Consider the following 12818-nt stretch of genomic DNA (forward strand, 5'->3'; position numbering starts at 1 on the left):
AATTAGGTCTGGACCGTTCTGTAAATTCAATCTCGTGGCCCCCAGTAAACCGATTAGACCATCACTTAAAGATGGTCTATAATGCATGATGTGCTGGGATGGACCTGGTCCGATTGATTAAAAACTTAAGGAGAACCCCATGAAAGTCACATTACTCTGTGAAAACCAGGTAGGACATAAAGGCGCAAGAGACTGTAAGGCGGAATGGGGGTTTTCCGCCTTTATAGAAGCTTCCGGGAAAAAAATTCTTTTTGACACTGGAGCTACAGGACTCTACTGGGATAATGCGGAAGCTCTGAAGATCCCCATAGAACAGACAGATATGATAGCATTCTCCCATTACCACTGGGACCATACCGGCGGTCTGCCCGGACACCATTTTAAAAGTAAAAAAACAGTTCTTATGCATCCCGATGCACTGAACAAACTGGATAAGCCGGTACGGGAATCTCTGGAGAAGGATTTCCAGCCTATGTATTCCGCAAATCCCGTAGAGATTGCCGAAGGACTCTACTTCCTGGGAGAGATTCCAAGAGTGAACCTATTTGAACGGGGAATGTATAAGGATGATCCCATAAAGGATGATACGGCTCTGGTTTACAAGAGTGATAAAGGCTGTATTGTCATCACAGGCTGCTCTCATTCGGGTATCTGTAATATATGTGAATATGCCAAGCTGGTCAGTGGTCAGAAATTAAGGGCGGTGATCGGGGGCTTTCATCTTATGAAAAACGATGGTGACGTTATAGAGAAGACTCTGGACTATTTCAAAAAGGAGGCTCCCGAACTTCTCTACCCTCTTCACTGCGTTGATTTTGAAATACAGTCACTCTTTCACAGTCAGTTCGGAACAGAAAAACTCAGCACCGGAGATACTTTAACCCTCTGAATCTTAATAGCATAAAACACTGCTGATCCATCCCCCGGAAACTCTCAAAATAAAAAAGAAGAAATTCATCCTGAAGGTATTGCCATCATTAAAACATTAAGATACTTTTGTATCGATAATATTATATCGATATTTAAGGAGCGTAATAAATGGCGACCGCAAGCATGACAGCTGAGAAGCTGCACAACTTCAGCAAAGTCTGTGAAATCCTGGATAAGTTCGACAGACTGCCATCGAAAATTATCCCCATACTACAGGCAGTACAGGAAGAGTACCGCTACCTCCCCGAAGAGATATTAACCTTCGTTGCAACAAGCCTCGGCATATCCCCCGCCAGAGTATTCGGAATCGCTACTTTCTACAGCCACTTCTCTCTGGAACCCAAGGGAAAATATATCATAAAAGTCTGTGACGGCACAGCCTGTCACGTCAAAGGATCATCCGGACTGATCGAAACCATCGAAAGAGAGCTGAGTCTCTCCGAGAAGGTTCGCACCACACCGGACCTTCTGTTCACACTTGAAACCGTATCCTGTCTGGGAGCCTGCGGACTGGCCCCTGCTGTTGTTATCAATGACAAGGTCTATGGTCAGGTATCCAAGAAACAGATGAAAGAACTGATTACAGAATACAAAGCAAAGGAGGACTGAAATGGAAACACTGGAAAAAATTAAAGAAAACTTTGAAAACAAGAAAGCCTGCCTTTCCCACAGTATCATCATATGTGCGGGAACAGGATGTATCGCCAACGGTGCCATGGAGGTCCATGCCGCCCTTGCACAGATAATAAAAGAGAAGAATCTGCCCCTTACATTGACCCTGAAAGAGGAACTTCCTGAAACTGATAAAGACCCCGTTCTACTAAGTAAAAGCGGATGTCAGGGATTCTGCCAGGTCGGTCCCCTGGTCACAATTGAACCCGATAAGATTCTCTACATCAAGGTTAAGCCCGAAGATGCACGGGATATCATCGAAAAAACAATTCTTCAGGGAGAGGTCATCGACAGACTCCTTTATGAAGAACCCTCAACAGGTAAAAGCTGCCGAAACCATCAGGAGATTCCCTTCTATACAAGACAGAGTCGAACAGTGCTGAAATCCTGTGGAAACATAGATCCCGAAGATATCGGGGACTATATCCACACTGACGGCTATAAAGCTGCCAGAGATATGATCATGAATAAGAGTTCTCAGGAAGTCTGCGATATCATGCAGGAAGCCGGACTCAGAGGCCGCGGAGGCGGTGGATTCACCACAGGAAGAAAATGGGAGCTGGCTCTCAAACAGGATTCTGATGCCAAATACATCATCTGTAATGGAGATGAAGGTGACCCCGGTGCCTTTATGGACCGTTCCGTAATGGAGGGAAATCCCCACTCTGTTCTTGAAGGTATGATCATAGCTGCCAAGGCATGCGGTGGAACTGAGGGTCAGGTTTATGTCCGTATGGAATATCCCCTTGCAGTGGAAAGAATCAACAAGGCCATCGAAGAAGCCAGAGCCATGGGCTACCTTGGGAAAGGCATATTCGGATCAGACTTTGATTTCGATATCTTTGTAATGGAGGGAGCAGGAGCCTTTGTCTGCGGTGAAGCAAGTGCCATGACTGAGAGTATCATGGGTCGCCGTGGAATGCCCCGTGTAAAACCGCCCCGTACAGCAGAGAAAGGGCTGTGGGGAAAACCAACAGTTGTAAACAACGTCGAAACACTGGCCTGTGTTCCTCTTATCATCAATATGGGAGAAAAGGTCTATAAGACGACTGGTACCTCCGGATCTCCGGGAACCAAGACATTTGCCCTCACAGGTCATGTAGTGAATACCGGTCTGATCGAAGTGCCCTTCGGTACAACCCTGCGAGAGATTATCTTCAACATTGGTGGCGGAGTCCTCAATGCTAAAGGTGAAATAGATAATGACGATTTCAAAGCTGTACAGATTGGCGGCCCCTCCGGCGGTTGTCTGATCGAAGAGCATCTGGATATCCCCCTGGACTTTGACTCCCTTAAATCAGTCGGAGCCATGGTTGGATCAGGCGGTCTTGTTGTGATGAACAAGAGTACCTGTATGGTTCAGATTGCACGCTTCTTTATGAAGTTCACCCAGTCTGAGAGCTGTGGTAAATGTGTTCCCTGCCGGGAAGGTACCCGCCAGATTCTGGAACTTATTGATGAAGTAACCCAGGGACATGGAAGTCAGGAATCTCTGACCCTCCTGGAAGAGCTCTGTGAGACTGTTGGAGAGACTTCCCTCTGCGGACTCGGAAAATCTGCTCCCTCACCCGTTCTTTCAACACTGAAACAGTTCAGATCAGAGTGGGATGCCCATGTAAATGACAAGCACTGCCCCACAGGAAACTGTAAGGATCTTGTGAGCTACAGCATCATAGCAGACGCCTGTAAGGGCTGTACTGCCTGTGTCAGAGTCTGTCCGGTGGATGCCATTTCTGGAAATAGAAAAGAGGCCCATATTATCGATGAAAACAAGTGCATTCGCTGCGGTGCCTGTGTTGAAACCTGCCGTTTCGAAGCCATCACTGTGGGAGGAAATAATGAATAATCAAGCAAAAATTACGGTAAACGGAAAAGTTGTCCCCATTGAGGGTGAGAAAAATCTTCTGTCACTGATTAGAAAATCCGGCGTGGAGATGCCTACCTTCTGCTACCATTCAGAACTGAGTGTCTACGGTGCCTGTCGTCTCTGTATCGTCGATATAGAAGGCCGTGGAATTGATACAAGCTGCTCCACTCCCCCCAGGGACGGAATGGTCATCAAGACCCACACACCAAAACTCAGAAAGATGAGAAAAACTCTGATCGAACTTTTACTGGCCAACCATGATACAAACTGTACCAGCTGTGATAAATCCAGTGCCTGTAAACTTAAAGAGCTGGCTTCGGACCTGGGAGTAAAAGAGATTCCCTACAAAAGGACCAGAGAACACAGGGAGCCCGACCTTCTCTCACCCAGCCTTCTCCGCTACCCCGATAAATGTGTACTCTGCGGTGACTGTGTCCGCTACTGTAATGAAATACAGGGTGTAGGAGCCATTGACTTTGCCTACCGCGGCGAAGATGTAGTCGTAACACCGGCCTTCAATAAGAGCCTGGCTCATGTGGACTGCATAAACTGCGGTCAGTGTGCGGCAGTATGTCCTACAGGAGCAATTGTAGTAAAAAGTGAGATTACCGAAGTTTGGGATGCTCTGGCTGATGACAGGAAAACTGTTATCGCCCAGATAGCACCTGCTGTCCGTGCATCCCTGGGGGAGATGTTCGATATGCCGCCATCCGCAGTTACCCTTGGTAAAATTATGAGCGCCCTCAAATATCTGGGTTTCAAGGAAGTCTATGACACATCCTTCGGTGCCGACCTGACAGTCATGGAAGAGACCAACGAGTATCTGGAAAGAAGACGCTCCGGTGACAGAAAGACCATGTTTACATCCTGCTGTCCCGCATGGGTTAAATACGCAGAGCAGTTCCATCCCGAACTCCTGCCCCAGATCTCCAGCTGTATGTCACCCCAGGGAATGGTGGGATCACTCTCCAAGAAGCTGATGGCCCAGACAGAGGAGAAAGCCGAGAAAGATATTATCATGGTGTCCATCATGCCCTGTACTGCCAAGAAGTTTGAAAAGGAAAGACCCGAGCTCAGCCGTGACGGCGTACCCCTGATTGACTACGTTCTTACAACCCAGGAACTGGGTAAAATGATCAAGGAAGCAGGCATAGTATTCAAGGACATTGCCCCCGCAGCAGCAGACCTTCCCTTCGGACTCTACTCCGAAGCAGGACTGGGATTCGGTGCCAGCCAGGGAGTATCCGAAGCAGTGGCACGCTATGCCGCCAGAAGCCTTAACAACAAGGATCTCATCAGCTTCGAACCCGTAGAAAATGAAACTTATTCAGAATGGAAGGAAGTCATTATCAACGACGATAATGTACAGCTTAAGATGGCCATTGCCGCAGGACTGAAGAACACCGAGAAGCTGATTGAAAAAATCAATTCCGGAGAAGTGAGCTATGATATTGTTGAAGTCATGGCCTGCCCCGGCGGATGTGTTGACGGTGCTGGACAGCCCGTATCCTACGAAGAAGGAACCACAGCAAGAAGGAAAGAAGCACTCAAGAACGCCGGTAAGATCACACCAGTTCACAGTCCTGAAGAAAACCCCTACATCCAGAGGATCTATGAAAAGATGCTGGGTGGTAAACCGGGAAGTCATGAGGCTCATGAACTGGTTCACACCGGATATCAGAGCCGAAAGAGAATCGAGAACCACACGATGGAACTTGCAAGCAGCAGCGAGGAGGCAGCCGTTGAAATCAACGTGTGTGTCGGAACAAGCTGTTTTCTCAGAGGCTCACAGGATATCCTCTCGGGCATGACAGATAAGATTGAGCAGGAAGGCTGGAAAAACAGAATTGACCTGAAGGCAACATTCTGCTCAGAGAACTGCTCTCATGGACCCACTGTAACAGTGGGAGATAGAACAATGAATAAATCAACTCTGGATTCTGTTGTGGAAGAAGTTGAAGCACAATTGGGTATCCGTGAGAAGGAAGGTGTAAAAGTATGAGTAAGATATTAAAGAAAAAACAGCTTTCAGCAGATGTATTTCTGATGGAACTTGAAGCACCCCATATTGCCGAATCCAGAAAAGCAGGACAGTTTGTAATCCTCATGCTGGACGATGAATACGGAGAGAGGATACCCCTCACCATTGCAGACGGTAATGCGGAGAAAGGGAGCATTACAATAATTTTCCAGGCTGTGGGAGGGACAACCCTTCAGCTGAGCAGCATGGAAGAGGGTGATACCATATCCCATGTACTGGGTCCCCTGGGAACTCCCACCCACATTGTAAAACAGACCGCCCCTGTCATCTGTGTGGGAGGCGGAATCGGAGTCGCTCCCCTGCATCCCATAGTTCAGGCCAACAAAGCCGCAGGTAATAAAGTTATCACGATTATGGGCGCCAGAAACAAGGATCTTCTGATCCTCGAAGATGAGATGGCCGCTCTATCGGACGAACTGATTGTCTGTACCGATGACGGCAGCAAGGGTCGCAAGGCCCTTGTCACAGAACCCCTTAAAGAACTCTGTGAGATGCCTGAAAAACCTGCTGAATGTGTTGCTATCGGTCCTCCCATTATGATGAAGTTCTGTGCCGAAACGACACGGCCCTATGAAGTACATACAATGGTATCCCTCAACACTATCATGGTGGATGGCACCGGTATGTGCGGCGGCTGTCGTGTAACAGTGGGGAATGAAACAAAGTTTGTCTGTGTAGACGGTCCCGAATTTGACGGCCATCTTGTGGACTTCAACTCCATGATGAACCGCATGTCCTCCTATAAGGAACATGAAACAGAACACAAATGCCGCATGACAGAAAAAGCAAAAGAGCTGACAGCACAGGAGGTTCACTGATGACAGGATTTAAAGCGCCTCAGACTCTGGATATGGAAGCCCTCGCAATCAGAGAGAACCTTAACCTTCCCCTGGGTCTGGCCCAGATAAAGAAAAAAGACCGTGCAGCCATCCCTCAACAGGAAATGCCCTCCCAGGAAGCTGGAATTCGTTCTGCCAATATGGAGGAAGTCGCCCTGGGTTACAGTGAGAACCAGGTGATTGTAGAAGCCAGCCGCTGTCTTGAATGCAACAATGCCCCCTGCATCAAAGGCTGCCCCGTCAGCATCGATATTCCCGCATTTGTGGGAGCCGCAGCAAAGGGTGAGTTTGATGAAGCATTGGAAATAATCAAGGACAGCAGCATGCTCCCAGCCATCTGCGGACGTGTCTGCCCCCAGGAGAAACAGTGTATGGAACTCTGTACTCTCGGTAAGATCAGAAAAGACCCCATGCAGTCTGTTGCCATCGGAAGAATTGAACGCTTTCTGGCAGACAGAGGAGCAGAAAAAGAACAGCCCCCCGTAGAGAAAGCACCCGCCACCGGGAAAAAAGTAGCAATAGTCGGAAGCGGACCCTCCGGACTGACCACAGCTGCGGACCTGGCAAAACTGGGACATGAAGTAACCGTATTTGAAGCCTTCCATAAGGCCGGAGGTGTAACGGTTTACGGCATTCCCGAGTTCCGTCTGCCTAAGGCAATTGTTCAGAAAGAAGTGGACAGCCTTGAAGCCATGGGTGTTAACTTTGTTTACGACTACCTTATTGGAAGAACCAGAACCATCAAAGAACTGATGGAAAAAGACGGATATAATTCAGTATATGTAGCAAACGGAGCAGGACTGCCCAAGTTTATGAACATCAAAGGTGAAAGCCTGGTAGGTGTATTCTCGGCCAACGAGTTTCTCACAAGGGCCAACCTTATGAAGGGCTATGACAGAGAAAAGGCCCAAACCCCCATCTATAAGTCAAAAAAAGTTGCCGTCTTCGGAGGAGGTAATGTTGCCATGGATGCAGCAAGAACTGCCTTGAGAATGGGCGCCGAAGAAGTGCATATCGTTTATCGTAGAACTGAAGCTGAAATGCCGGCCCGTGTTGAAGAAGTTCATCATGCCATGGAAGAAGGTATCATCTTTGACCTTCTCACCAACCCTGTAGCCATTGTGGGTAATGACAAGGGCAGAGTCACCGGAATCGAGTGTCTGAAATACAAACTGGGGGATGCCGATGAATCTGGAAGAAGGCGGCCGGTAGCCATTGAGGGCAGTGAGTTCTTTATGGAAATTGATACCTGTATCACCGCTCTGGGTAACAGCTCCAACCCTCTTGTAACAGGAACCACTCCCGAGCTGAATACCAATAAATGGGGAAACATTACGGTCAGTGAAGACGGAATGACCTCAATGCCCGGTGTTTTTGCGGGAGGAGATATCGTACAGGGAGCCGCCACGGTTATCCTGGCCATGGGTGACGGACGAACCGCCGCCCGGGGTATTCACGAATATCTGAAAAAATAGTATCCCGGGATTTTCCCGAACATAAATAGAGTAATTTGACATTCAGCCGGATCTTCTTTTAGTGGGTCCGGCTTTTTTATGCAAACTAGAATCCTCAGGATGAAGTAAAGGTTTCCAGAAGAGCCTCATAGATCTCGTACAGCGCAGGGCTGCCGGGACTCCGGATATTTCCTTCGGCAAGCACATCACTCCGCTCTTTCTGGAACCAGCGATAAAGCCTGGGTGCCCCCTCTTCGGCCGAACCTGCAGCACTGGCAATCTTGAACAGAGCCTGGATTTCCTGGTAGTCCACAAAGAGCCTAGCCGTACCTATGCAGATATTGAAAAACTTGCTCCGATCTGTCTGTTCGATATATACAGGAGGCTGTACTTCCGGAACTTTCGCGGACTGGACTGGTTCAGCTTCACTGCCCGCCTCTTCCTCTGTTTTCTGCTCTCTTGCCTCTTCCCGTTTCAGCCGCACCTTGCGGTTGTAATCAAGAACTTCTGCCTGCTTAAGGATAAACTTCAGCTCTTCATCTTTCAGCTCTGTAAAAAGATCATTGATACTGCTTATTAACTTCTCTCGCTCATTCATAAAGTAAATTATAATGCATGAACAGGATTAAATGACATAGGATATTATTATGCTGCTCATATCATCCACGCTTATCCAGCAATTGATTTTTATCATTCACCAGAATCCGGAGGATGGTTTGACTCCTGTCCCAGAGATTTGTTTACTGGCATAAAAATTCATCCCTGATTGACTTGTTATCCTTCTTTCTATAAGTTCTATTCTCTATGAATAAAACATCAATTATCCTCATCAGGATCGGATTCTTTCTATTTATCTCCGTTGCAGGGCTGACATCTCTTTTCAGTGTAGAGAGATCGGATTCCACCACCCATTCTCTATTGCTGAATGGAACCTTTCTAAATCCGAACTTCTCCGACCAGCTTGTGACACCCTTTCATACACATGGCCTCGGAGGGGGAGGTGAAGTGGTTTACGGCCTGAGAACAAACCACTTCGGTCTTGATGCGGGACTCAAGGGGGGAGGAGGACGACTCTTCAGTGGTAACTCCAATTTCGTAGACCATGATGATTTCTTCGCCAAAACATCTTTCTATTTAAATACGGCATACCGTTTTCCCCTGTTCGGTGAGAATGATCATCTGATGATGGGATTACGAACGGACTATCAGATAGAGCTTTTCCTTCTCTCTCACATAGATTCCTATGACTGGGCAGGTGACCTTTCTTTCCTCCCTTCTGTCGCTTATGAGTATGAATTCAAGGGGGGGAGGCTGACAACGTCCCTTGCATTATCCCTTTTCAGCCTCGTAAACCGTCCCCCCTGGACCATCTATGATGATGATCTGGATCAGAGAATGAGCTCTTCCCCCTCTTCTGTACTCCTAAGGGGTGAAGCCGCCGGTCCCAACAGGTATTTCAGAATGATTTATGATCTTCACTGGGAGTCACGGCTCTCTTCCCATTTCCTGCTGAATACGGGGGGATCTTTCCAGTATATCAAGACAAGCATTCCTCAGGATGCGATATTCTTTACCACCGCTGTTGATTTAGGAGTAAAATATGTCTTTTAAGCACATTAAAATATCAGCCCTCCTTTTGCTTTTTGCCGGACTGGGCAGCTGTTCCCTGACTCTGGGCCCTGAAATAGGGTCCGATAAGGGTTCTGTATTTGATTACTTCTGGGATACATTTGATCTTCAGTACTCGCTCTTTGAACAGAAGGGAATAGACTGGGATGCCTCCAGAGCAGTTTATCGGGATCAGGCCCTTAATGCCGCCACCGATGAAGATCTATTTGATGTTCTCTCCAGTATGATCGAACCTCTCGACGACGGCCATGTGTGGCTTTCAGGGCTTGGGGGGTACTATTTCTGTGATACATGGGAACATCCTGAAATCCCTGCAGCGGGTTATCAGTTCTATCTGTTCCGGGCGGAGCACTATATGGAATCTCTCTCCACCACAGGCTCAGGACTTGTCTCTTATGGGAAAATGAGAGACAGAAACATCGGCTATATTCATATATCCTCCATGAGCAGCGGTCTCGGTGGACTGACTACCCTCGAATCGTGGGTGGAAGATGTCGACAGGGTGATCAACAGTTATATGAATACGGACGCTCTTATTATTGATGTAAGAGGAAATACAGGAGGCTACAGCGCCAATGCCGAGCATATTGCCTCCCGCTTTGTCGGTGAAAAAAGTCTCTACCTGAAGACCAGAGTAAGAATCGGGGCTGCTCATGATGATTTCGGTCAAGTTACCAGCCATTATATCGAACCCCATGGCACCAGATATGCAAAGCCGGTCTATCTTGTTACCGATGCCGACACTGTCAGTGCTGGAGAGTGGTTTACCCTGATGATGAGAAAGAGTGATAATGTAACCCATATAGGCTGGAGAACGCTGGGAGCCACAGGAATGGTCAGCTTTCATGAGCTTCCCAACGGATGGGAGTTTTCCACCACCATAGGCCATACGACAGATGAAAATGGAATCTGTTACGAGGAGACCGGGATTGTTCCCGAAATTGTAACACCCTATGATCCCGGAGACTATGACAGTGTTATGGAATGGATACTTAATCTATAAGTTTTTAAATCTGCCGGTGATATATCTAATTACTTTATCACCGGTCCTGTTAACCTGTGTTCTGTCAATATTGACAAGATATCAACGATTACATACTATAAAAATATGAAGAAAATAACAATAATTTCAATTACAACATTTATAATATCCCTGATCTGTTTAATCTCTTTTAGAATTATTGGATCATCCATAGCTGAAGATGGAACACTAGTCGAACCCTTTGGGCTAATCCCTATTGGTTATATGTTTCTTATAATCAGCATTGTATCTGGAGTTGCTGCAATTACTAAATCAGCTATTTATAAACTGAAAAAATAATTACCAGAAATATTGATATTTTCAGATGTTCTCGATGAAGATTGTTTCAAATTATCTTCTTTTAAATTACTCAGTATATTAAATTACTCCCAAAATCTGGAAGATCACCATTCTTTACAGTTTTTATCCATTTGTCCAATTTTCCATCATGGAGCTCCCAGAAATTCCTGCAAAGATTAAAGTATTCAAGTACAACCTCTGTTTCCCCATGTCTTAATAATTCCTTTGCCAAACTCATATTCGGACCAAAGGAGTTCATCTGAGGAGATCCGGGACTCATTCCGGCTGATAGTAGATGCTCTTTTGCACAACTGACGTTTCCATCCTTTAATATAATTTTACCAAGAACAATGTGGTAATCCTGAATTGCATTTCCATAATTCCAATCTTCCAGGTATTTTTCTGAAAGAAATTGCAGTTCTTCCGCATACTCTTGGGCTTCATCATAATTTTCAGAAATATAGCTTTCCTTTGCCGCATCATTGAGTGCATAGAACCTCTCCTGTTCTGTATTTGCTCTATGAAGCTTTAGGATCGCCCTTTCGTAATGCTGAGCAGAATCATCTTTTTTCAAGTCCACACATCCACTGATACAGAAGACTATTGATATAATTGCTAGAATAAACCGTTTCTGCATTTCTCTCTCCAATTTTGAAATATAAATAATCATCAGATATAATCCGATTTCTATCAGTCTATAATAGTCATCGGATAAAAAACATCCAGCTCTTTCTCAGTCGGTTCTGAGTGCATATATAAAAATCCATCTTGATTGCCGCTGAATTGTCCCTATGAACGAACGATACCTTTCACATCCATACAATTTTTAATTTTCAATATTAATTCTGTCATCGAAGTAATATATTTTTACTGAATAATATTTAACACAACAGTGGTGAATCATTGCTGATAATAGGCCTTCTTTCTACATGTAATAAACTATTGATTTTATCCTATGAGTTTATTAAGAAACTACTGTACAATATTAAGAAATAAATTTCCCCCAGGAGCGTGAATATGCCTACCATGACAGAGATCTATCAAAGTCATTCTTTTGAGTATGATGAATTAGTAAGTCATGAGGATTACCAGGGTAATATTCGAATCTTTTTAAACAGTACTTATAATTTCAACAATAAAACTGTATTAGAGTTTGGAACTGGAACCGGAAGGTTAACAGAATTATATCTAAACAAAATCAAAATGGCATATTGCTATGATAGATCTCAACATATGCTTGATAGAGCATCTTCTAAATTTAAAGAGAAGCAAAATAAAATATCTTTTTCAGTTTGTGATAATTTAGAGATTCACAATTTGAATAGAAAAGCTGATGCTGTAATTGAAGGCTGGAGTTTTGGTCATACGGTTGTTGAAAATGATAATCAGTTTGAAAAGACAGTGAAATATCTTGTTTCATCCTGCAAAGAAAAAATGAATGTTGACGGGATTATTCTCTTCATGGAAACTCTTGGTACTAATACTGAGATTCCAGAAGCACCAACTCAATCATTGGGTGATTTTTATCATCTTCTTGAGAACAAATATGGGTTTAAAAAATCTATCCTTGAGACGGACTATCGATTTGAAACAAATGAATCAGCTGAAAGAGTCATGGGATACTTCTTTGGAGACAGCTTTAGAAAGAATATGAATTTTATTGGAGATGGGATTATCAAGGAGTTCACAGGTGTCTGGAGCTTCCGATAAACGTAAGCGCTAATATCTCCCCGTGTTGACTGATCGTCTATGGGATGAGTTCTTCTTTATCAATGTTCCATGGAAGCAATTGTTCCAGATCCTGATTAGTATTGGCCAGTGGAATTTTCTCAAATATATACTTGAGATAGAATACAGGTTCTATGCCATTTGCTTTGGCTGTCTCAACTAGTGAATACAGTGTGGCACTGGCATGTGCACCCCTGGGTGTATCATTGAAAATCCAGTTTTTTCGACCTATTACAAAAGGTCTTATTGCCCTTTCAGCCGCATTGTTATCCGGGGTCAGATAATCATATTTTAAATATCGAACCATCTTCATATACTCTGAATCTGCATAATTTAC

Annotated in this window: 13 protein-coding genes; 10 read left to right on the top strand and 3 right to left on the bottom strand. The window is 45.2% G+C overall.

What is annotated here, in order from left to right; translation table 11 throughout:
* Positions 1-139 precede the first annotated feature (139 nt).
* From DV872_RS08475 to gltA, 6 genes are all read left to right on the top strand, one after another.
* Positions 140-889 (top strand): MBL fold metallo-hydrolase, encoded by a 750-nt coding sequence (locus tag DV872_RS08475; RefSeq protein ID WP_114629455.1) that lies wholly within the window; start codon positions 140-142, stop codon positions 887-889.
* 149 nt (positions 890-1038) lie between these two features.
* Positions 1039-1539 (top strand): NAD(P)H-dependent oxidoreductase subunit E, encoded by a 501-nt coding sequence (locus DV872_RS08480; protein ID WP_114629457.1) that lies wholly within the window; start codon positions 1039-1041, stop codon positions 1537-1539.
* Between the two features lies 1 nt (position 1540).
* Complete coding sequence (locus tag DV872_RS08485; protein ID WP_114629459.1) at positions 1541-3448, top strand: NADH-ubiquinone oxidoreductase-F iron-sulfur binding region domain-containing protein; 1908 nt, start codon at positions 1541-1543, stop codon at positions 3446-3448.
* Entirely contained in the window at positions 3441-5471 is a 2031-nt protein-coding gene (locus DV872_RS08490) for a [FeFe] hydrogenase, group A (RefSeq protein ID WP_114629461.1), read from the top strand. Before DV872_RS08485 ends, DV872_RS08490 begins: the two co-directional genes overlap by 8 nt.
* Complete coding sequence (locus DV872_RS08495; RefSeq protein WP_114629463.1) at positions 5468-6328, top strand: sulfide/dihydroorotate dehydrogenase-like FAD/NAD-binding protein; 861 nt, start codon at positions 5468-5470, stop codon at positions 6326-6328. Before DV872_RS08490 ends, DV872_RS08495 begins: the two co-directional genes overlap by 4 nt.
* Positions 6328-7824 carry an NADPH-dependent glutamate synthase gene (gltA, locus tag DV872_RS08500; RefSeq protein ID WP_230391613.1) on the top strand — a complete coding sequence of 499 codons (1497 nt, stop codon included), beginning with the start codon at positions 6328-6330 and terminating at the stop codon, positions 7822-7824. The genes DV872_RS08495 and gltA overlap by 1 nt, the downstream gene beginning before the upstream one ends.
* A gap of 94 nt (positions 7825-7918) precedes the next feature.
* Here gltA and DV872_RS08505 read toward each other — a convergent pair whose 3' ends face one another.
* The gene (locus DV872_RS08505; RefSeq protein WP_114629465.1) at positions 7919-8401 is read right to left on the bottom strand and encodes a hypothetical protein; all 483 of its coding nucleotides are present in this window, start codon (positions 8399-8401) and stop codon (positions 7919-7921) included.
* Between the two features lie 206 nt (positions 8402-8607).
* Here DV872_RS08505 and DV872_RS08510 point away from each other — a divergent pair, with 206 nt between their 5' ends.
* The 3 genes from DV872_RS08510 (at position 8608) to DV872_RS08520 (ending at position 10753) form a co-directional block, all read left to right on the top strand.
* Positions 8608-9414, top strand: a complete 807-nt coding sequence (locus tag DV872_RS08510) for a hypothetical protein (protein ID WP_114629467.1) — start codon at positions 8608-8610, stop codon at positions 9412-9414.
* Complete coding sequence (locus DV872_RS08515) at positions 9404-10435, top strand: S41 family peptidase (protein WP_114629469.1); 1032 nt, start codon at positions 9404-9406, stop codon at positions 10433-10435. The genes DV872_RS08510 and DV872_RS08515 overlap by 11 nt, the downstream gene beginning before the upstream one ends.
* Before the next feature lie 105 nt (positions 10436-10540).
* Entirely contained in the window at positions 10541-10753 is a 213-nt protein-coding gene (locus tag DV872_RS08520; protein ID WP_114629470.1) for a DUF3955 domain-containing protein, read from the top strand.
* A gap of 70 nt (positions 10754-10823) precedes the next feature.
* Here DV872_RS08520 and DV872_RS08525 read toward each other — a convergent pair whose 3' ends face one another.
* Positions 10824-11390: a hypothetical protein gene (locus DV872_RS08525; protein WP_147283127.1), complete on the bottom strand. Its 567-nt coding sequence runs from the start codon at positions 11388-11390 to the stop codon at positions 10824-10826.
* A 380-nt stretch (positions 11391-11770) separates the two neighbouring features.
* Between DV872_RS08525 and DV872_RS08530 the strand changes: the two genes are divergently transcribed.
* Positions 11771-12463, top strand: a complete 693-nt coding sequence (locus tag DV872_RS08530; RefSeq protein WP_114629473.1) for a class I SAM-dependent methyltransferase — start codon at positions 11771-11773, stop codon at positions 12461-12463.
* A 37-nt stretch (positions 12464-12500) separates the two neighbouring features.
* Here DV872_RS08530 and DV872_RS08535 read toward each other — a convergent pair.
* A partial coding sequence (locus DV872_RS08535) for a transposase domain-containing protein (RefSeq protein WP_147283128.1) occupies positions 12501-12818 on the bottom strand: 318 nt, incomplete at its 5' end.

The organism is Oceanispirochaeta sp. M1 (assembly GCF_003346715.1).
Taxonomy (GTDB): Bacteria; Spirochaetota; Spirochaetia; order DSM-2461; family DSM-2461; genus Oceanispirochaeta.

Coding starts and splice junctions, on each gene's coding strand:
- DV872_RS08495 (WP_114629463.1), top strand. CDS start 5,468: ATGAGTAAGATATTAAAGAAAAAACAGCTTTCAGCAGATGTATTTCTG.
- DV872_RS08475 (WP_114629455.1), top strand. CDS start 140: ATGAAAGTCACATTACTCTGTGAAAACCAGGTAGGACATAAAGGCGCA.
- DV872_RS08525 (WP_147283127.1), bottom strand. CDS start 11,390: ATGCAGAAACGGTTTATTCTAGCAATTATATCAATAGTCTTCTGTATC.
- DV872_RS08485 (WP_114629459.1), top strand. CDS start 1,541: ATGGAAACACTGGAAAAAATTAAAGAAAACTTTGAAAACAAGAAAGCC.
- DV872_RS08520 (WP_114629470.1), top strand. CDS start 10,541: ATGAAGAAAATAACAATAATTTCAATTACAACATTTATAATATCCCTG.
- DV872_RS08515 (WP_114629469.1), top strand. CDS start 9,404: ATGTCTTTTAAGCACATTAAAATATCAGCCCTCCTTTTGCTTTTTGCC.
- DV872_RS08510 (WP_114629467.1), top strand. CDS start 8,608: ATGAATAAAACATCAATTATCCTCATCAGGATCGGATTCTTTCTATTT.
- DV872_RS08505 (WP_114629465.1), bottom strand. CDS start 8,401: ATGAATGAGCGAGAGAAGTTAATAAGCAGTATCAATGATCTTTTTACA.
- DV872_RS08480 (WP_114629457.1), top strand. CDS start 1,039: ATGGCGACCGCAAGCATGACAGCTGAGAAGCTGCACAACTTCAGCAAA.
- gltA (WP_230391613.1), top strand. CDS start 6,328: ATGACAGGATTTAAAGCGCCTCAGACTCTGGATATGGAAGCCCTCGCA.
- DV872_RS08490 (WP_114629461.1), top strand. CDS start 3,441: ATGAATAATCAAGCAAAAATTACGGTAAACGGAAAAGTTGTCCCCATT.
- DV872_RS08530 (WP_114629473.1), top strand. CDS start 11,771: ATGCCTACCATGACAGAGATCTATCAAAGTCATTCTTTTGAGTATGAT.